We start from the raw sequence: 18,632 nt of genomic DNA, 5'->3' as shown, positions 1-18,632 counted from the left end.
CCCTCGCGGAGCCCGTCACTCATGATCATTTGCTCAGCGACCTGCCGATCCGGCCGGTGAGCGTATAGAGGGTGGCGACGCCGCCCCAGGTCAGCAGCGCGAGGAAGGTCACGCGCGCGTTGAACAGCGCGGCGGTCACCGAGATCAGCGCCATCCGCTCCCCGATGGGGAGAACGACGATCTTCTTCAGCCAGCGGGTGGGCGAGCTCCGCTCCAGCAGCCGCGACAGCCGCACGACCGGGTTCCCCTGCGGCGGGCCTCCCGGCGGCACGGCCCGCGCCCCCTCCCCCGGCTCCGGCCCGGCGGAGGCCGGATCGGCGGGCGGGCCGGCGAGAGGCCCGGCTGCGGTGCCGGACGGCGGGGCGGGGCGTGCCGGCGGGACGGAATGGGACGGCGCCGGCCGCGCCGCCGGGCCGGACGCGCCGGCCGGGACTCCGCGGGGCCCGGCGGAGCGGGTCCGCGCGGCGTCGGCGCGCGACCCGGCGTAGGAGAAGTCGATCATGTGGCGGAGCGCCTGAAGGATCATCGCCGCCACCGCCAGCGCCCAGATGCCCTCCGGGCCGCCGCCCGGCGCGTCGTGCCCGGCCGCGTAGCCGACGGCGAGCCCCACGTAGACGACGTACTCCTTGGCCCGGTCGAAGATGGCGTCCAGCCACGCGCCGGCCGGGGAGAAGATCCGGGTGTAGCGGGCGAGCTGGCCGTCGACGCAGTCGAGCACGAACGACAGGTAGACCAGGACGGCCCCGGCGACCAGGGCCGGGCGGGTGCCCGCGGAGAACCAGGCCGCGGCCAGGAGCGCCAGTCCCGCCGAGAACCAGGTGACCGCGTTCGGCGTCAGCCCGAGCGCGGCGGCGGGCCGCAGGAGGTGCCCGGACCAGGAGCTCACGGCGTAGGTGGCGAAGAAGCCGTCGTCGGCCTTGACGGCGGCGTCCAGCCGGGCGTGGGTCACGTCCACCTCGTGCAGCCGCCGCACGGCCGCGTCGGCGTCCGCCTGCCCGGCGACCCGCTCGCAGCGCAGCCGTCCGAGCCCGCGGGCGCGGACGTGGACGCCGTAGCGGACCAGCCCGGCCAGCAGCAGGTCGCCGGCATCCGCGTCGCCCGCCGCGCCGAACGCGCCGGTCTCCGCGAGATCGGCGAGCGTCTCGGCGGTCTCGGCCAGCCGCCCGAGGTCGGCCTCGCCCACCCGCAGCGCCCCCCGGAAGGTGCCGTTGGCGCCGGTGACCTCGTGCAGCGAGGTGCCCGCGGCGGCGACCCTGCCGCCCTCGGCTCGGACCGGCGGGCGCAGCGGCCCCGGGTCGTCACCGTCCGTGACGACCAGCGCGGTCGTGCCGCCGCCCGGGGCGGACAGGAGTACGGCCAGCGCCTCGGTGTGCGCCACCAGGTCACCGGCGAGCACGGCCACCGGACCGGTCGCGGCGCGGGCCACCCGGGAGACCCGGCGCAGGTCGTCGGCCAGGCCGTGCGACCCCTCCGACCCGATGAGGTAGGCCCCGCCCGGCGCGCGGGTGATGTCGCCCGACCGCGCCACCACGTGGACCTCGCCGACGGAGAGCGCGACGAGCTGGGCGGTCAGCCGGTCGAGCAGCGTGCCGTCGCCGCAGCGCAGCGCGGCGCCGGCGGTGGTGGCGAGCACGACGGCGGCGGCCGTGCCGGGGGCGGACCGTCCGGGTCTCCCCGCGCGGCCGGGCGGCGCGTCGCCGGGCGCGCGAGGGCCGGACGACGGGCCGTACGACCTCCCGTCCGGCCCGCCGTACGGCTCGCGGAGGCCGCCGGGCGGCGCGTCGCCGGACGCCGGGTCGCCGGGCGGCGCGTCGCCGGACGCCGGGTCGCCGGGCGGCGCGTCGCCGGACGGGGGCGGGAGGTCGTCGGACGCGTGAGGGCCGGACGGCGCGGGCGCGTGGGAATCGTGCAAGACCGGGCTCCTTCGTATCCGACGGGATGACCGTGCGAATCGGGAGTGCGCACTTAGCGTAGCGAGATCTTGACCGGATAGCACGGGAGCGCGGCCTGCGATCGGGTACGCACCCATTACGCTCGCGGTAACCGACCGTCGAAGGAAGCTGACCTTGGCCGCTCTCGAACCCCGCCTCCGCACCGTCGCCGTCGTCCTCGCCGGAGGGGTGGGCCAGCGGGTCGGCCTGAACACCCCCAAGCAGCTCATCAAGGTCGCGGGCAAGACGATCATGGAGCACACGCTGTCGGTGTTCGACGCGGCGCCGGAGATCGACGAGATCGTGGTCCTGATGACGCCGGGCTTCACCGCCGACGTGGAGCGGCTCGTCGCCCGCAACGGCTTCCGCAAGGTCAGCAAGGTCCTGGAGGGCGGCGCGACCCGGCCGGAGACCACGTGGCGGGCGCTGCAGGCGCTGGGCACGCGGGAGTGCGACGTGCTGCTGCACGACGCCGTGCGACCGCTGCTGGAGCCGCGGATCATCACCGAGTGCGTCGAGGCGCTGAAGGTGTACTCGGCCGTCGACGTGGCGATCCCCAGCTCCGACACGATCGTGGTGGCCGCCCCCGGCCCGCGCGGGGAGATCGTCCGCGACGTCCCCGACCGGTCCCGGCTGCGGCGCGGCCAGACGCCGCAGTGCTTCCGGCTCTCGGTGGTCCGCGAGGCGTACGAGCGGGCCTTCGCCGACCCCGACTTCGACCGGCAGCCGCCCACCGACGACTGCGGCGTGGTGCTGCGCTATCTGCCCGACGTGCCGATCTACATCGTGCGGGGCAGCGAGCACAACATGAAGGTCACCCACCCGGTGGACGTGTTCATCGCCGACAAGCTCTTCCAGCTCGCCGCCGGCGCCGCCCCGCACCACTCCGCCTTCGCCCACCGGCAGGCGCTCCAGGGCAGGACCGTGGTGGTCTTCGGCGGCAGCTACGGCATCGGCGCCGAGGTCGTGGAGCTGGCCGGGCGGCACGGCGCCCAGGTGTTCCCCTTCTCCCGATCGCTGAACGGGGTGCGGGTGGAGGACCCACAGGCGGTGGGCGACGCGCTCGACCTCGCGGCCAAGGAGACCGGCCGGGTCGACTACGTCGTCAACACCGCCGGGGTGCTGCACATGGGGGACCTCGGCGAGACGAACGACGCCACGGTCACCGAGACCGTCGGGGTGAACTACCTCGGCCCGGTCAACATCGCCCGCGCCGCCCTGCCGCACCTGCGCGAGACCCGGGGCCATCTGCTGCTGTACACCTCGTCCTCCTACACCCGGGGCCGGGCCGGCTACAGCCTCTACTCCTCCACCAAGGCCGCCGTGGTCAACCTGACCCAGGCGCTGGCCGACGAGTGGGCCGAGGACGGCGTGCGGGTCAACTGCGTCAACCCCGAGCGGACCAGCACCCCGATGCGGGTGCGCGCGTTCGGCGAGGAGCCCGCGCACACCCTGCTGTCGCCGCGCGCCGTCGCCGAGACCTCGCTGGACGTGCTGATCTCCGACATCACCGGGCACGTGATCGACGTCCGCGTCGACGCGGGCTGACCCGGCGTCCCCGGCGGTTCCCCGGCGCCTCCGCCGCCCGGGACCCGGCGTGTCCGGCAGGTCCGGCGTCCCGGTCTTCCGGCGTCTTCCGGAAGCCTCCGGAGGCTTCCGCCGTACCCCGGCGGAACGCGGCACAGCGCGCCTACCAGGGCAAACAGCCTGGTCAAAGTTACCTTCTAAGGATGAAGCGTGACCTTCGCGCCCTGGTGGCGGCCGCCGCCGTGCTCGGCTCGTACCCGGCGCTCCTCGTGACCGCGCTGTGGCCCCGGCCGCGCCTGTTCCTGGCCCTGTGCGCGGTGTCCTACGCGGCCGAGATCGTCGCGCGGTACCGGGCGCGCCCCCTGGTCGACCTGATGGCCAGGGCGCACCTGGGCATCACGCTCCGGTTCCTGACGCGGGAGACGGCGGTGATCGTCCTGGTCGCCCGTACGGCGGGCACCGCGTCGCCCTGGTTCGCGGCCCTGGTCCTGGGGATGTTCGCGGTGCACGGCGCGCGGGGGCTGCTGGCCGGGCTGGCGATCCTCCACCAGCGCACCCTGAACCGGATGCCGGTGCTGACCCGCAACCTCGACGCGGTGCGGGTCCCGCCGCCGCCGTGGCGCGTCCTGACCGACCACCGGGGCATGCGGCCGCTGTACCTGGACGTGCTCCCGGTGGGCGGCGCGGCGCTGGGCGCGCTGTCCGGCACCGCGCTGCCGGGCGTCGCGGGGGCGGCGGGGGCGCTGGCCGTCGCGGGCGCGGGCGCGCTGTGCCTGCTGCCGCACCTGCGCCGGGTCCGGCCGCTCGGCGACGGCGCGGCCGTGCTGCGGGCCGCCGGGGAGCGCCTGGCCGCCCACCGGCCCGAGGTCGCCCTCTACTTCTCCGGCCCCCCCGACTCGGCCTACCAGGTCCGGATGTGGCTGCGCCCGCTGGAGCGGATCGACCGGCGGGCCGTGGTGGTGCTGCGGGAGCGGGAGATGCTGCGCCTGCTGGGGGAGACCTCGCTGCCCGTGGTGTGCGTCCCCTCGGCCGCCGACCTGATGGGGTTCGAGGCGCTCACCGGGGTGCGGGTGTGCCTGTATCCGGCCAACGTCGGCAAGAACATCCACATGCTCCGCATCCGGGGGATGCGCAGCGTCTTCGTGGGCCACGGCGACAGCGACAAGGAGGCGTCGTTCAACCCGTTCACCAAGGTCTACGACGAGGTGTGGGTGGCCGGGCAGGCCGGGCGCGACCGCTACCTCCGGGCCAGGGTGGGCGTGCGCGACGAGGACGTCCACGAGGTGGGCCGCCCCCAGCTCAGCGGGGTCGGCACCGCCGGCCCCGGCCTGCCGTACCGCACGGTGCTGTACGCGCCGACCTGGGAGGGGTGGACCGACGACCTGTTCCACACCTCGATCACCACGATGGGCCCGGCGATCGTCCGCGCCCTGCTGGCCTGCTCCCCCGCGGTCCGGGTGATCTACAAGCCGCACCCGCTGACCGGTTACCGCAGCCCGGCCGCGCGCCGCGCCCACCAGCAGGTCCGCGCGCTGCTGGACCGGGCGGAGCTGCACCGGTCGATGGCCCGCCACCCCTCGGGCGGGGGGCTCCGCCGCCGGGACGCCGGGACGATCAGGCACCTGGTCGTCACCGGCCCCGAACCGGCCCTGTACGACTGCTTCAACCAGTCGGACCTGCTGGTCGCCGACATCTCCAGCGTGGTGGCGGACTTCGTCGCCAGCGGCAAGCCGTACGCGGTGACCAACGTGGCGGGGCTGGCGGAGCAGGTGTTCCGCGAGCGGTACCCGAGCACCGAGGGCGGCTACCTGCTGTCGGCGGACCTGCGGGAGCTGCCCGCCGTGCTGCGGGCCATGGCGGAGTGCGGGGAGGACGCCCTGGCGGCCACGCGGCGCAAGCTGCGGACCTATCTGCTCGGCCCGGACCACCCGGACGCCATGACCCGCTTCAACGACGCGGTGAACGGCGCCTGCGAGCGGGCCCTGCGCGCGTCCGGCTGAGCCGCTCGGACGCCCCGGACGCCCGTCCGGGGCCGGACCCCGGGCGCGGACCGGCCCGGCCCGGCCACCGGGTCGCGCCGCCGCGGGCCGGGCCCGCTCAGCCGGACGCGGCGCCGGGCCTGCTCAGCCGCCGGGGGCTCGTCAGGAACCCCCAGCCCCACGACATGTGCATGGTGGCGTAGACGAGGGGCAGCCGCAGCCGCGCGCCCGGCGGCAGGCCGCTGCCGGTCACGGCCGAGCCCGCCAGGATCGCCAGCGCGTAACCCCCCGGGATCAGCAGGCCGGGCCAGAAGAACGGGGACACGACGAGACCCGCGATGATGGCCGCCACCGCCACCGGCGGCGCGAGGTAACGCAGGTTGATGGTGCCCTCGTGGGTCCTGGCCACCACCCTGCGCCAGCGGCCGTAGTGGAAGTACTGCTTGGCGAGGGCCTTGACCGTGGGCCTGGGCCGGTAGGAGACCCGCATCCGGGGCTGGAACCACACCAGGCCGCCGGTCTCGCGGATGCGGTGGTTCATCTCCCAGTCCTGGGCGCGCTGGAAGTGCTCGTCGTAGCCGCCGACCCGCTCCAGGGCCTCGCGGCGGAAGACCCCGAGGTAGACCGTGTCGGCCGGGCCGGCGGTGCCGCCGGTGTGGAACCGGGCGCCGCCGACGCCGATCTTGGACGTCATGGCGCGGGCCACGGCCCGCTCGAACATCGTGACGCCCTCGGCTGCCATGACGCCGCCGACGTTGTCGGCGCCGGTCTCCTCCAGGGTCTCCACGGCCACGCTGAGGTAGTCGTCGGGGAGCATGGCGTGACCGTCCACCCGGGCGATGATCCCGTGGCGGGAGGCGGCGATGGCGGCGTTGAGGGCGTTGGGAGTACGGCCGGTCGGGTTCGGCACCACGACGACCCGGGGGTCCTCGGCGGCGATCGCGTCGGCGACCTCCTGCGTGCGGTCCTTGGACGGGCCGATCGCGAGCACGACCTCGATCGGGCCCGCGTACCGCTGCGACAGGACCTGCCGTACGGCCTCCCGCAGGTGGCGTTCCTCGTTCAGCACCGGGATGACGACGGAGATGGGCGGCCAGACACGCGTCTCGGGGGACGACGCCGGCGCGGGCGAGTCGGGAAACTGCTTCATGGCGGGGCTCACGCTACTGTACGAACCGGTAGCTCATCGACCCAGCCGAGCCGGAGCCTAGGGGGCCATGGATGCGCGACCCGGAAGACGACTCGGGTGTGCAGGTCGGCGGTGACGCCTACGGCAAGGTACGGCTGGCCCCCCGGCGTGAGCGCCGGTCGTCCGGGAGGGCGCGGTCCCGGCGGCGCGGCCTGCTCGTCGCGGGCGCGCTGTCGTCCCTGGTGCTGGGCGGCTCCGGGGTGATGTGGGCGCTGCCGAACTACGCCGCCGGCAAGATCCAGGCGGTCGACGCGGGGGTGGCGGGGTCGCGGTCCACCGGCGCGATGAACATCCTCGTCGTCGGCGTGGACCGGCGCGACGACCTCACCCGGCAGCAGCAGAACGCGCTGAAACTGGGCCGCGAGGCGGGGCAGCGCACCGACACCATGATGGTGGTCCACCTGTCGGAGGACCACAGCAGGGCGACCGTGGTCAGCCTTCCCCGCGACACCTGGACGACGATCCCCGGCAAGGGCGACCACAAGATCAACGCGGCGTACCAGCTCGGCGGCCCGAAGCTCGCCGTGCGCGCGGTGCAGACGGTGACCGGGCTGACGATCAACCACTACGTCGAGGTCAACGTGCTCGGCTTCATCGACGTGGTGGACGCGCTCGGCGGCGTCTCGGTCTGCACGCCGGTCCCGATCGACGACCCCAAGACCGGCCTGAACCTCCGGCCGGGGACGTACTCGCTGCCCGGCGCCAAGGCCCTCGCCTACGCCCGCACCCGGGCGACGGCCCGCTCCGACCTCGATCGGATCGACCGTCAGCAGCAGGTGATCTCGGCCCTGCTGCACCAGGCCCTCAGCGGCGGCACGCTGACCAACCCGGCCAGGCTCGTCTCGTTCGTCGACAGCACCCTCGGCACGCTCCGGGTGGACGACGCGCTCCGCGGGGACCTGCTCGGCCTGGCCCGGCAGCTCAAGGACGTCTCCACCGACGACGTCGCCTTCGCCACCGTCCCGCTCGCCGACGTCGACTACCGGACCCCGACGGGCGAGTCGGCCGTGCTGTGGGACAAGGACGCGGCAGGGGAGCTGTTCCGCCGGATCGCCGCCGACGAGCCGCTCGTCGGGCCCTCGAAACCCGCCTCGCCCGCCTCCCCGAGCGCGTCCGCGTCGGCCACGGCGGCCACGTCCCCCTCGTCGTCCCCTTCGTCCACGCCCTCGCCCACGGCCGGCGCGCTGACCGTGCCGCCCTCGCGGATCTCCGTCAGGGTGCTCAACGGCACCACGACCACGGGCCTCGGCGCGCGGGTCAGGGGCGAGCTGCAGCGGGCCGGCTTCACGGTCCCCGACGCCGCCGGCAACACCCCGGAGAAGGACCACGACAGGACGGTGGTCCGGTACGGTCCCGGCCGTGAGGACTCGGCCCGGACCGTGGCCGCCGCCCTGCACGGGGCCGAGACGCGCCAGGTGGACGATCTCGGCGGCCGGGTCGAGGTCGTCATCGGCCGTCGGTACCCGGGGGTCCGGAAGGTCACCGTCGACGAGACCGCGGCGCCGTCCGCCACCTCCTCCGCGGGACCCTCCGCCGGGCCGTCGGCGACGCCGGCGCCCGTCGCCACTCCGATGGCGAAGACCGCAACGGAGAACATCTGTAAAAAGTAATTTCTCTACATGAAAAACACCTCCGAGGGCAGGAACCAGGCACGGAGGTGATGACCGTGGTTCTTTCGAATCCGACGTTCGAGGTGGAGAGCTGGCACCAGGGGCCGTGCGCGGTGGTGCGGGCGGCGGGCGAGCTGGACATGGCGGTCGCACCCCGGCTGCGAGCCGAGGTGGACCGCGTCCTGGACGCCCCCGGCCGCCCCTGCCTGGTGATGGATCTGACGCAGGTGCCGTTCTGTGACTCCGTGGGACTGGGCGTACTGGTGAGCGCGCTCGCCCGGGTCAGGGACGCACAGGGCCGCCTGATCCTGGTGGTGGGGCCGGGAATGATCACGCATCTTCTGACGATCACCAATTTGGATCGTTATTTCGAGACCCGCTCCTCTCTGCGGGAGGCCTACGAGGCCGCCGCCTGACCGTTCCGGCCCGGAGCGGCCAGGTGGCGGTGACGGCTCCGGGCCGGGCCAGGCGACCGGCCGCCGGTGGCACCGGCGGTTCAGCGGGTAGAGACGTGGCGGGCGGGGTCGCCGCCCAGCAGGGCCTCTCCGAGCGGGGTCAGCGTGTGCAGCACGGCGCTGCCCGTCCGGACCGTCGAGACGAGCCCGGCGTTGCGCAGCACCGCGGCGTGCTGGCTGGCGGAGGCGGGTGAGACGCCGGTCCGCTCGGCCAGCGCCGTGGTGGTGGCGGGCCGGCGCAGGGCGGCGAGCACGGCGGCCCGGGTACGGCCGAGCAGCGGGCCCAGGACGTCCGGGGCGCCGTCCGGCCGGCCCTCCGGGACCATGGGGTATATCAGGGCGACGGTCCCGCCGGGCCGGTAGCCCACCAGGGGGGCGGACGCGAAGTACGACGGGACGAGCGTCAGCCCGAGCCCGCACAGCGGGATGTCGTAGGTGCCGGCCGTGCCGACGTGCAGGACCGGTGGCTCCCACCGGCAGGTGACGCCGAGGGTCGCGAGGAGGGCGTCGACGCCGCCCCGCATCAGCGTCTCGGCGCGTAGCGCCCGATCGGCCGCGGCGGTCGCCCGGATCCGCGGCCACAGAGGTTCCATCGACGCGGCGAAGTAGTCGTCCAGCTCGCTGACGAGGGTCTGCCGCGCCTCCGTGTCTCCGTCGGCGAGCTCCCGGTACCACCCGGAGACCTCCCGCGATGGGTTCAGGTGGCTCAGGTCGACGGCGAGCTGGGCGGTGGGCGTCCGCCTGATCCGCTCGATGCCCGCGGAGAAGTCCCCGGCGTCCGGCTGGCACAGGAAGGCCGGCATCGCCTCGTCAGAGGAGACGAGGTCGAGGAGCCTCCCGGCCCGGGTCCCCGAACCGGCGGCCATCCCCCTGTTCCATTCGAGTACGGCGGGCCTCGACCAGCCCGCGCCGCCCGGCGCGCCGCGGAGCCGGCGCAGGCTCAGGCCGATCTCCAGCAACGCGTCCGGAGCCGGGGCGAGCGTGACCCTTCGCAGGTCCGCCTCGGTGAAATGCAGACGGATCATGCCGGGCGCCTCCCGTCCGGAACCCCTTTTCGATCAGAGCTGAAAGGCGTTGCTTCCCGCGGCCGCCCGAATGATGCTCTGAAGGCGTGCCCGGAGCACGCGCCGGCCCGGGGCCCGGGGCACGCGCCGGTACACCGCGACGGCCTGCGGGGGAAGATCATGCTCCTCGACGATACCGCGCCGGGCGATCTCCGGAGGCGGATCGCCCCCGCGGGGAAGCGCCGCGGTCTCCGGAAGCGGATCACTCCCGCGGGGAAGGGCCGCTCCCCGCCCCGGGAGCCGTCCGGCCCGGCGACTCCGGGCCCGGGAGCCGGGGCGCTTCGGCCCCGGTGGACTTCGCGATCACTCGACGGGGAAGAGATGACGCCTGCCTACACGCTCCGGCCGGACGACCTTCCGGACCGTGACCGTTTCGACGCCTGGTGGGAGGCGGAGGTCGAGCGCCTCCTGGTGCGGAGGCTGCCCGGCCGCGCGGGCGCCGGCGCACTCCTCGCCGGCCTCCTGTGGGATCTCGCCTCCCACGACCCCGGCGTGGACGCCCGGGTGGCCACGGCCGCCCTCGACCTGCTCGCCGCCCTCCTGACCCAGGAGCTGGGCGCGGACCGGCCCCCGGTGGACGACTCCCGCGCGAGCATGGTCGCGCGGGCCCAGGCGTTCATCGAACGGAGGCTGGCCGACCCCGGCCTCTCCCCCGCGCTCGTCGCCGCCGAGCACCACGTCTCCGTCCGCCACCTGCAGAAGCTCTTCGAGGAGCAGGGGCTGAGCGTGGCCGGCTGGATCCGGCGGCGCCGGCTCGAACGCTGCCGCCACGATCTCTCCGACCCCGCGCGGAGCGACCTGCCGGTCCGCGCCGTCGCGGCCCGGTGGGGCTTCACCAGCGAGTCGCACTTCAACCGGGCGTTCCACGCGGCGTACGGCACACCCCCCGCGACCTACCGCCGCAGGCTGCGGGAGTCCGGCGGTACGGCGTCCGTGCCTCGGCCCGCCGATGAGACCGCCCGGACCCGGAGACGGACGGCGGGCGGAGCCGCCTGACCGCGTCCCGGCCGCCACGGCGTCATCGGCGAATGCGTTCGGCCGACGGCATCAGTGGCCGAGCCTGCCGACGTGGACGACGCCGGTCTTCGGGTGGGCGGCCGTGAGGGCCGTCAGGTGGGGGACGTCGGATGCGACGATCAGGACGGGTCCCTGCTGGGTCAAGGCCGTGGCGGCCAGCATGGCGTCAACGGCCTGGTCAGTGGTCAAGCCGGCTGCGCCGATCAGCTTCCCGGCGCGTTCCCCGATATCCGGGGTCACCGGCTCGACCACCACACCACCCAGGACGCGATGCACGCCGGCGTCCCGCGACCCTCCGCGAAGGATTTCCGCGAGGATGGCCGCCGACGTGATGACACGACGCCCGTCGAGGTGCGCGACCTTGAGACGGATGTACATCGTCCGGTCGATCGCCGCACGGTTGAGACCCTCGTTGTCGAGGACCAGGGCGCCGTGGTCATGCGGGCTCAGCCGCTTCCGGCGGCTCACGCGCCCGGCCATTCGGCTCGGGCCGCCGCCATTTCGTCGTCGGTGACGGGGTCGTGGATCCGGTCGAGCGCTGTCACCAGGTCTCCCAGCCGGTCATGTTCGAGCTGGCGGACCAGCGCGTGGGTGACGTAGGCCGACACGTTGCCTCGCCCGGCACGGACGCGCAGCTCAGCAGCAACATCAGCCGGAACGGTGATGCTCATTTTGTCGGTTCGCAGCGGTTCGCTCACCCATCAATCCCACCGCCGGTGGGATCACTGCGCGGGGGTCCGGCGAATCGCCATGGATGAGTTCTCCCCACACCCGGCGACCGTTTCCCGCGCCGGGGACTCCGGGGGACGAGTCCACCTCCGGGCCGTCGCCCCCACCTTCCGGACTCACAGCTCCCATGCCATCATCATTCGGATGTCAAGAGAATTCGGATTCAATAGGTATCCTGATGCCGTGATGGGAGAGGAGTGACGATGGCGCGATTGACCCGGGCGCAGCAGCAGGAGCGCACCCGCGCGGCGGTGCTGGAAGCGGCGGGACGGGAGTTCGCCGAGCACGGATACGCAGGGGCGAAGATCGACCGGATCGCCGAGCGGGCCGAGATGACCCGAGGCGCGGTGTACTCCAACTTCCCGACCAAGCGCGCGCTGTATCTGGCCGTGCTGGTCGGCCTGGTCGAACGCTCCACCGGCGAGACCGCAGGAGCCGTCGGCGTCACCGGCGTCACCGGTGCCGACGAGACCGCCGGGCCTCCAGGGAACGCCGGGTCTCCCGGAACCACCGGAGTCCACGGGCGGGCCCCGCGGCCCTCATCGGCCTCGGTGGCCGGGTCGCTGGGCTCCTTCGCCAGGGTCTGGCTCGAACGGCTGCCGTTGAGCGGCGACTCGCCGGCCGACGGTCACCTGCGGTTGCGCTCGCTGACCGGCGTGCTCGACGACGAGCCTTCCCGGACCGCGCTGGCCCAGGTCGCCCGTCTGGAGGCGCTGCTGCTCGCCCTCGCGCTCGAGTCGCACCCACCGCGGGACGCCCGGCGCGTACGGCTGGCCGAACTGGCGCTGACGCTGCTGAACGGCTCGGCGGGCCTGGCCGAGACCGCGCCCGGGTTCGGCGACCCGTTCGACGTGGTGCGGGCCTGCGGCCATCTGGCCGGCATCGACCTGGCGGACGCCTGGAACCCGCCTCACCTGCCCTATGTCTCCCCCGCACGCCCCTGCGACGATCCCTGGATCCCGCCGGCCGGGGTGTCCGACCGGATCACCGGCCGCCGGGCCGACCTCGGCGACGACGGTGTGATCGCGATCCTGGGGGCCGGGCGGCTGGCCGCGGCGGAGGAGGCCGTCCGCGGCGCCCTCCCGGCCGACCGGGTGACGGTGGTCGCCGTGACGGGCGACCCGGCGGAGATCGGCCGCCTGGTACGGCTCAGGATCGACGATCTCACCGCGTGCCTGCGGCGCGTGTTCGCCGCCGACGCGTGGCCGTCCCTCCGCGTGGTGCTCGACGACCACGCCCTGGCCGCCGCGGCCCTCGGCCTGCCGGGCGTCGGCGACGCCACCGAGGCCGCCGTGCGGGTCCGGGGCGGCAGGATCGTCGCCCGAGCCGAGGGCCGCGGCGCGGCCCACGCCGTGGCGACCGCCGGCGCTCCGGACGTCGCACGATCCGGTGGGAGCGGGGCATGACGGCTCCCCCGACTCCCCCTGCCGGCGACCTGCGGGTCCTCCACGCGCTCCGCTGCGCCGGGTTCACCGACACGGCCAGGGTGGCCGCGGTGACGGGGCTCGGCGAGTCCGACGTCGAGTCCGAGCTCATCGACCTCGCCGTCGCGGGCCACGTCACGTACACGGCGGGCGTCTTCGGCGGGTGGGGCCTCACCGAGGCCGGCCGGGCCGCCGACGCCCGGCGGATCACCGAGGAGCTGGAGGCGGCCGGCGCCCGGACCGCCGTGGCGGTCGCGTACGACCGCTTCCTCGTCCTCAACCCGGAGCTGCTCGACATCTGCGGGGCCTGGCAGCTGCGCTCCACCGACGACGTACCGGTGGTGAACGACCACACCGACCCCGCCTACGACGCCCGGGTCCTCGGCCTGCTCACCGATCTCGACCGGCGCGCCCAGGCGGTCTGCGCGGACCTGTCCGCGGCGCTGCCGCGGTTCGGACGGTACGGCGTCCGCCTCGCCGGCGCGCTCGCCCGGGTGGCCTCGGGCGACCTCGACCATGTGACGGACGACATGGAGTCGTACCACTCGGTGTGGTTCCAGCTCCACGAGGACCTGCTCGCCACCCTGGGCATCCCCCGGTGACCCGCCGGAACGGGCGGCCGCCGACGAGATGGATCCACCCGCTCTCGCCGGACGCCGGGGAGACGGCCGACGCCATCGGGGGCAAGGCGTACGGCCTCGTCCTGCTGCGGCGGCTCGGACTGCCCGTGCCGCCGGGGTTCGTCATCGGCATCGACGCGTGCCGCGCCTTCCTCCGTGACGGGCGGCCGCCCGACGGCCTCGACGGCGAACTGGCGGCCGCCGTCGCCGCCCTGGAGGAGGCCACGGGCCGCAGGCTCGGCGGGCGGGAGAGACCGCTGGCGGTGTCCGTCCGCTCCGGCGGGCGCGAGTCGATGCCCGGCATGATGACCACGATCCTCAACCTCGGTCTCACCACCGCGGCCACGACGGCGCTGGCGGCGGAGACGGGTGACGCCCGGTTCGCGCTCGACGCGCGGCTGAGGTTCCTGTACGGCTTCGCCACCGCGACCACGGACCTGACCGCGGAGACCCTCGACGCCGTCGTGGGCGAGGCGACCGGACGCGGATCCGGCGGCGTCTTCGCGGGTGAGGCGACCGGACGCGATCCCGGCGGCGCCGCGGCGGATGAGGCGGCCCGGCACGGGGTGGACGGGCCCGGCGACGTCCCGGCCCTCCTGTCCCGGGCGATCCGCGAGGTCGAGGCCGTCATCGGGCGGCGCGCCGGCCGGCCCGTCCCGGACGACGCGGCCGAGCAGCTCGGGCAGGCCGTCGCGGCGGTCTTCTCCTCGTGGGAGACGCCGCGCGCGACGACCTACCGCGAGCTCCACGCCATCCCGCACGACCTCGGCACGGCGGTGGTCGTGCAGGCCATGGTGTTCGGGAACCGCGACGACCGCAGCGGCACCGGGGTCGCGTTCAGCCGCGATCCCAACACCGGCGAGCCGGTCCCGTTCGGCGAGGTCCTCTTCGGCCGCCAGGGCGAGGACGTCGTCTCGGGCAGGTCGTCGACCCTCCCCCTGCGCGACCTGGCCGACCGGGAACCGGTCGTGTGGGCCGCCCTCCTGGACGCCCTGGACCGCGTGGAGGCTCACTACCGCGACGCGTGCTACCTGGAGTTCACCTTCGAGGCCGGTGAGCTGTGGCTGCTGCAGGCCCGCCCGGGCCGGTTCACCGGCGCCGCCGCCGTCCGTCTCGCGACCGGCCTCGCCGACGAGGGCGTGATCGGACGTCACGAGGCACTGCTCAGGGTCTCCCCCCACCATCTCCGGCACGCCGGCGCGGTCCGCCTGACGACGGCCGGCGAGGCCGGCCTTCTCGCCCGCGGGCTGGGGGCGTGCCCGGGTGTCGCGGCCGGCCGGGTGGCGGCCACCGCGGACAGCGCGGTCCGGATGGCCGGGGAGGGCCCCGTCATCCTGGTCCGTCCGGAGACCTCCCCGCTCGACATGCACGGCATCGCCGCCGCCGCCGGAATCGTCACCGCCCGCGGCGGCCCGGCCAGCCACGCCGCGATCGTCGCGCGGGCGATGGGCAAACCGGCCGTCGTGGGGGTCGCGGGCCTCACCGTCACCGGCGGCTCCGTGCGGGCCGGCGGGCGGGTGCTCCCCGAGGGGACGCTCATCTCCATCGACGGGACCGGCGGCGAGGTCGTCCTCGGCAGCCCTCCGCTCACCGCGTCCGCGGCCGACCCCCACCTGCGCCGCCTGCTCGAATGGGCCGACGAGGTGTCGGGCGACGCCTCCGGCCGCCCCGCCCCCCAACGCCTCGCCGCCGCCCACGCCGCCCTCGGACGGCGCCCCTGACCCGGGATCAGGGGCCGGGGATCGTGATGGTGGCGTAGATCGGCTTGTGGTCGGAGCCGGTGTCGGACGTGTCCACCCGGCACCGGTACCCGGCCGACTTCGGCCCGAAGATGTAGTCGATCTTCGAGTTGCCCGAGGTGGGGACGCCGGTGCGGGCGCCGCCGTGGGCCGGCTGGTCGCACCCCCGGTACGCCTCGTACACCGGTGCCAGCGCGTCGGGCACGGGTCCGGCCGGGCTGTCGGGCGGGGTCAGGTTCAGGTCCCCGCCCAGGACGGACCGGTATCCGGGCCTGGCCGCCGCGGCGAGCAGCTCGGACACCTGCCGGGCCCGGTAGCGGCCGTCGGGGTCGTCGGCGGACAGCGCGGAGCTGAGGTGCGCGGCGCAGAGGCTCAGCGCCCTGGACTCCACCACCGCGCACAGCGCGGTGCGCTGCTCGTAGCCGGGCGGCGAGGTCAGCGGCGTCGCCGCGTACCAGGTGTTGACGTCGGGAACCGCCAGCGCGATGCCGTAGGAGCCCCGGTCGACATTGTTCACGTCGGGCACGCAGACCTTCTGCGCCGCCACCGCCGTACCGGAGACCAGTTGCCCGATCGGCACGAGTCTGTATCTCTCCCAGGACCCGATGGAGGAGGCGCGGGCGCGCAGCATGCCGGCGCCGCCGCCGGCGTAGTCCTTCTCCGCGGTGACGTACAGGCCGTTGGCCTTGGCTCTGAGCGCGTACAGGCCGGATCCGGCGTCGACGAGCGTGAACTGCTCCCACGACTTCACCAGCCCGCCCCGCGCCCGGAGTATGCCCTCGTCCGTTCCCTGGTCGTCGGCCTCGGCGCTGACGTACAGGCCGTTGGCCTGGGACAGCAGGGCGAAACGCTGGCCGGCGCCCGACGGCGGCGCGCCCGCCGCGTGCGCCGGTGCCGGGGCCGCCACCACGAGCGCGGCGGCGCAGCCGGCGACGAGAGAACGAACGAGGCGACGCAACGAGCCTCCCGGGTACGTCATGGACCGGGACACCGGCATCCGTCCCGCCCCGGCGGCGTACCTCGGCGGCCCACTCCCGCCCGTGATCGGGTGATGGCGACCCGCCATGGGTTCCCCGTCCGGTTCGACGCGGTACCGGCCTCTCCGCCGGACTGATCGATCGTCTCCTGAAAGATCCCGATCGCCATAAGACATGATCGTGACATTCGCGTCACTCGTAAGGTGCTCGCCGCGCCGACGGTGACGGCGGGCGCGACGGGCTTTCCCAAATGTTTCCGGAATTCCCGCACATTTCTGGAGCCCGAACGTTCACCGGGCTCCAGAGCGGACCCGAGCGGCCGGTGACCTTGTCATAGCGGGTGGCGACGGCTTCACCGTTGCTTGAGCTCGGCGAAGCACCGCTCCACCGCATCGCGCCCCTTGCAGGCCGCAGCATTGAGAGCGGGCGGCCCACGCGGTCACCTCGCGTTCGCGGCCGGCAATCCGACCGGGCCGTTCGGAGGTGATCGCGCCGATGCCGCGTCGCCGCAGACGGAAGCGAATCTTCCGGGAGGAGTGGTGGCCCTTGTCGGCCACCAGCCGGTCCGGCCGGGTGCGGGGGCGGCCGATGCGGCGGCGCAGCCGGAACATGCTCATCACCGCTTCAAACGCGGTGCGATCGTTGAACATCGCCGACGGTCACGTGCAGGGCTCATGTATCAGACAGATCTCAGGCTCCATCGAGCACACCACCGTCTCCTGACGTGTCGAGATCATTGAAGACGGCGACTTCTCCCGGCCTCGTGTCCGTTGCGGATGCGAACTTGAGGCCCTGGACAGCCCCTTCCGCCTTCGTAACCGCTTCGAAGAAGGCTATCGAGCCAACACTTCCAGCCTTCTTGTGATCAACGGCCAGAGCGCGAGCCGCATTAACCAGTTGAAGGCCTTGCAGCCGGAGCTCTGCGGCTTGAGCAACCTTTCCCATCGCTCTCGCCCTCCAGTAGGCCGCCGCGTCGCTCCAGTACTTCGCCCCCTCTGGGTCGCTCTCGGCCATACCGGCAGCCTCGCATGCCAGCAGTACGGCCAGCTCATAGGCAGCCCAGGCGTCGCCGTCCTGAGCCTGCTTGAGCCTTTGCCCACCTGGGCGCCCCCAGCTTTCTGGTATGGGAAACACTGTCGGTGCAGTCCTCTGGGCAGGAGCCTCTCCGGCGAGTGGAGCAAGGATGTCGCCGGCCATCTCGTTCTCGGCGGTTTGCTCCTCGCCCTCCGAGAGCGACTCCTCCTGAGGATGGGCTACAGGCGAGGTGATCCCTTCCCATTCCTTCGCAGCTCGCCAAAGCTGTTGGAACTCCCCAAAAAGATCACTCAGGGAAGCGATGTCAAGGTCGGACTTAACGGCAATACGGTGACAAACAATCACAAGAGTTCGCACCAGCAGCCAATCGGGAATTCTCTTGGACTTTCCACTCACAAGATCGTGAGCAGTGGTACGCGGGAGAGGCCTCAGCCACTCACGCTCCTCACCGGCCTCGGCGATGACGCTCTCCGCCACTCGAGTGAGCATCGGATAGGGCGGCTGACCGGCCTCAACGGAGTACAGCTTCCGCATCCGCGCCACAAGCGACGCAAGGGGGTCACCACCTGGATCGGCTTCACTCATGATCCAACCTGCCTGGGATCGCAAATGCCCTATAAATGAACAAAGAGGACACGGCTAGACAGGGAAAGAGTCCGTCCTGCCACCTGGCCCTCAGAGGTAACCATGGTCCCACAGGTCAGGATCGCGGCAGTTCGTTGCGCCAAACACGACTTGTCGCACTTAGAAAGCTTGACCGGATGCGTCCGATCGCGTCCGGAGGCGTCCGGAGACGTCCGGAGGAGCAACTACCTCATCCGAAGCGGGCCAACGAAGAGTTTCCAAGGTTTACGCCCTGCTACTCCTAGTGTCATGAATCTTCGTCCGACATCCAGCCGGAACAGGCGTGCGGTCTCCTGGGAAGGAGAGAGCAGCCTGTGAGCACGACGAACCTCATCTGGTGGGCCATCGCCGGCACCTTGCTCTCGCTCCTGGTTGGCGTCGCAGGCACCCTTCTCGCCCTCGGGGATGGCGGCTCGGTCGCCGGATCCGTCATGATCGGCGCCGGAGCCGCAGGGGGAGCAGCCGGACTGTGGATTGCCGGCACAGCGGCGGTGTGCTCGACACTCAAGCGAGATCGCGGCAGCGATCCAGAAGCGTGACCCTTCTCCAAGAAGGGGGCGCCACCGCCAGGGGTCCACACCCTTACACGACTCTCTGGAGTCCTCCCCGGCGACGCCCGCTCATGGCCGACCCACAGAAGCAATGAATATGAGCCTGTTCCGTCCCCGCATCGTGTTCCACGGAGCAGGGGCGGAACAGGGACACGCGAGAC

General features: G+C 73.4%; 16 protein-coding genes. 9 read left to right on the top strand and 7 right to left on the bottom strand.

What is annotated here, in order from left to right; all coding sequences use genetic code 11:
• Window positions 1–25 precede the first annotated feature (25 nt).
• Entirely contained in the window at window positions 26–1,912 is a 1,887-nt protein-coding gene (locus ACZ6W9_RS01490) for a CDP-alcohol phosphatidyltransferase family protein (protein ID WP_470116534.1), read from the bottom strand.
• A gap of 154 nt (window positions 1,913–2,066) precedes the next feature.
• On the opposite strand from ACZ6W9_RS01490, the gene ACZ6W9_RS01485 reads away from it, so the two are divergent.
• Together ACZ6W9_RS01485 and ACZ6W9_RS01480 are read left to right on the top strand one after the other, a co-directional pair.
• Window positions 2,067–3,479, top strand: a complete 1,413-nt coding sequence (locus ACZ6W9_RS01485) for a bifunctional cytidylyltransferase/SDR family oxidoreductase (RefSeq protein WP_362929021.1) — start codon at window positions 2,067–2,069, stop codon at window positions 3,477–3,479.
• Between the two features lie 182 nt (window positions 3,480–3,661).
• Complete coding sequence (locus tag ACZ6W9_RS01480) at window positions 3,662–5,458, top strand: hypothetical protein (protein WP_389958621.1); 1,797 nt, start codon at window positions 3,662–3,664, stop codon at window positions 5,456–5,458.
• A 97-nt stretch (window positions 5,459–5,555) separates the two neighbouring features.
• Here the strand turns inward: ACZ6W9_RS01480 and ACZ6W9_RS01475 are convergent, their stop codons facing one another.
• Window positions 5,556–6,587: a glycosyltransferase family 2 protein gene (locus tag ACZ6W9_RS01475; protein WP_389958618.1), complete on the bottom strand. Its 1,032-nt coding sequence runs from the start codon at window positions 6,585–6,587 to the stop codon at window positions 5,556–5,558.
• Window positions 6,588–6,658: 71 nt separating this feature from the next.
• Here ACZ6W9_RS01475 and ACZ6W9_RS01470 point away from each other — a divergent pair, with 71 nt between their 5' ends.
• Complete coding sequence (locus ACZ6W9_RS01470; RefSeq protein ID WP_389958615.1) at window positions 6,659–8,236, top strand: LCP family protein; 1,578 nt, start codon at window positions 6,659–6,661, stop codon at window positions 8,234–8,236.
• 56 nt (window positions 8,237–8,292) lie between these two features.
• Window positions 8,293–8,652 (top strand): STAS domain-containing protein, encoded by a 360-nt coding sequence (locus ACZ6W9_RS01465; protein ID WP_362929013.1) that lies wholly within the window; start codon window positions 8,293–8,295, stop codon window positions 8,650–8,652.
• A gap of 80 nt (window positions 8,653–8,732) precedes the next feature.
• Here ACZ6W9_RS01465 and ACZ6W9_RS01460 read toward each other — a convergent pair whose 3' ends face one another.
• Window positions 8,733–9,716, bottom strand: coding sequence for an ArsR/SmtB family transcription factor (locus ACZ6W9_RS01460; protein WP_389958612.1), 984 nt, complete (start codon window positions 9,714–9,716; stop codon window positions 8,733–8,735).
• Between the two features lie 360 nt (window positions 9,717–10,076).
• Between ACZ6W9_RS01460 and ACZ6W9_RS01455 the strand changes: the two genes are divergently transcribed.
• Window positions 10,077–10,751: a helix-turn-helix domain-containing protein gene (locus ACZ6W9_RS01455; RefSeq protein ID WP_389958609.1), complete on the top strand. Its 675-nt coding sequence runs from the start codon at window positions 10,077–10,079 to the stop codon at window positions 10,749–10,751.
• A 51-nt stretch (window positions 10,752–10,802) separates the two neighbouring features.
• Here ACZ6W9_RS01455 and ACZ6W9_RS01450 read toward each other — a convergent pair whose 3' ends face one another.
• Both ACZ6W9_RS01450 and ACZ6W9_RS01445 read right to left on the bottom strand, forming a co-directional pair.
• Window positions 10,803–11,252: a type II toxin-antitoxin system VapC family toxin gene (locus ACZ6W9_RS01450; protein ID WP_470116533.1), complete on the bottom strand. Its 450-nt coding sequence runs from the start codon at window positions 11,250–11,252 to the stop codon at window positions 10,803–10,805.
• On the bottom strand, window positions 11,237–11,470 hold the full coding sequence (locus ACZ6W9_RS01445; protein WP_389958604.1) for a CopG family transcriptional regulator: 234 nt from the start codon (window positions 11,468–11,470) through the stop codon (window positions 11,237–11,239). The genes ACZ6W9_RS01450 and ACZ6W9_RS01445 overlap by 16 nt, the downstream gene beginning before the upstream one ends.
• Before the next feature lie 234 nt (window positions 11,471–11,704).
• Between ACZ6W9_RS01445 and ACZ6W9_RS01440 the strand changes: the two genes are divergently transcribed.
• The 3 genes from ACZ6W9_RS01440 to ACZ6W9_RS01430 are packed head-to-tail and all read left to right on the top strand — an operon-like array spanning window position 11,705 to window position 15,266.
• Entirely contained in the window at window positions 11,705–12,907 is a 1,203-nt protein-coding gene (locus ACZ6W9_RS01440) for a TetR family transcriptional regulator (RefSeq protein WP_389958602.1), read from the top strand.
• Window positions 12,904–13,527, top strand: a complete 624-nt coding sequence (locus ACZ6W9_RS01435; protein ID WP_470116532.1) for a transcriptional regulator — start codon at window positions 12,904–12,906, stop codon at window positions 13,525–13,527. Before ACZ6W9_RS01440 ends, ACZ6W9_RS01435 begins: the two co-directional genes overlap by 4 nt.
• Window positions 13,524–15,266 carry a pyruvate, phosphate dikinase gene (locus ACZ6W9_RS01430; RefSeq protein ID WP_389958597.1) on the top strand — a complete coding sequence of 581 codons (1,743 nt, stop codon included), beginning with the start codon at window positions 13,524–13,526 and terminating at the stop codon, window positions 15,264–15,266. The genes ACZ6W9_RS01435 and ACZ6W9_RS01430 overlap by 4 nt, the downstream gene beginning before the upstream one ends.
• Window positions 15,267–15,273: 7 nt before the next feature.
• Here ACZ6W9_RS01430 and ACZ6W9_RS01425 read toward each other — a convergent pair whose 3' ends face one another.
• Together ACZ6W9_RS01425 and ACZ6W9_RS01420 are read right to left on the bottom strand one after the other, a co-directional pair.
• Window positions 15,274–16,242: an endonuclease/exonuclease/phosphatase family protein gene (locus ACZ6W9_RS01425; protein ID WP_470116531.1), complete on the bottom strand. Its 969-nt coding sequence runs from the start codon at window positions 16,240–16,242 to the stop codon at window positions 15,274–15,276.
• Between the two features lie 709 nt (window positions 16,243–16,951).
• A complete protein-coding gene (locus ACZ6W9_RS01420; RefSeq protein WP_389958589.1) occupies window positions 16,952–17,881 on the bottom strand; it encodes a hypothetical protein in 930 nt (309 codons plus the stop codon).
• Between the two features lie 353 nt (window positions 17,882–18,234).
• Between ACZ6W9_RS01420 and ACZ6W9_RS01415 the strand changes: the two genes are divergently transcribed.
• Complete coding sequence (locus ACZ6W9_RS01415) at window positions 18,235–18,459, top strand: hypothetical protein (protein ID WP_389958586.1); 225 nt, start codon at window positions 18,235–18,237, stop codon at window positions 18,457–18,459.
• The last annotated feature ends 173 nt before the right edge of the window (window positions 18,460–18,632 follow it).

The sequence above is a fragment of the Streptosporangium sp. NPDC053982 genome, from assembly GCF_055585205.1.
Note: the sequence above shows the minus strand (reverse complement) of the source record. Positions and strands in the feature narration are given on the sequence as shown.

Bases quoted from the DNA above. Each gene is read 5' to 3' on its own strand.
- ACZ6W9_RS01480 (WP_389958621.1), top strand. From the start codon at position 3,662: ATGAAGCGTGACCTTCGCGCCCTGGTGGCGGCCGCCGCCGTGCTCGGC.
- ACZ6W9_RS01475 (WP_389958618.1), bottom strand. From the start codon at position 6,587: ATGAAGCAGTTTCCCGACTCGCCCGCGCCGGCGTCGTCCCCCGAGACG.
- ACZ6W9_RS01470 (WP_389958615.1), top strand. From the start codon at position 6,659: ATGCGCGACCCGGAAGACGACTCGGGTGTGCAGGTCGGCGGTGACGCC.
- ACZ6W9_RS01460 (WP_389958612.1), bottom strand. From the start codon at position 9,716: ATGATCCGTCTGCATTTCACCGAGGCGGACCTGCGAAGGGTCACGCTC.
- ACZ6W9_RS01455 (WP_389958609.1), top strand. From the start codon at position 10,077: ATGACGCCTGCCTACACGCTCCGGCCGGACGACCTTCCGGACCGTGAC.
- ACZ6W9_RS01450 (WP_470116533.1), bottom strand. From the start codon at position 11,252: ATGGCCGGGCGCGTGAGCCGCCGGAAGCGGCTGAGCCCGCATGACCAC.
- ACZ6W9_RS01440 (WP_389958602.1), top strand. From the start codon at position 11,705: ATGGCGCGATTGACCCGGGCGCAGCAGCAGGAGCGCACCCGCGCGGCG.
- ACZ6W9_RS01435 (WP_470116532.1), top strand. From the start codon at position 12,904: ATGACGGCTCCCCCGACTCCCCCTGCCGGCGACCTGCGGGTCCTCCAC.
- ACZ6W9_RS01420 (WP_389958589.1), bottom strand. From the start codon at position 17,881: ATGAGTGAAGCCGATCCAGGTGGTGACCCCCTTGCGTCGCTTGTGGCG.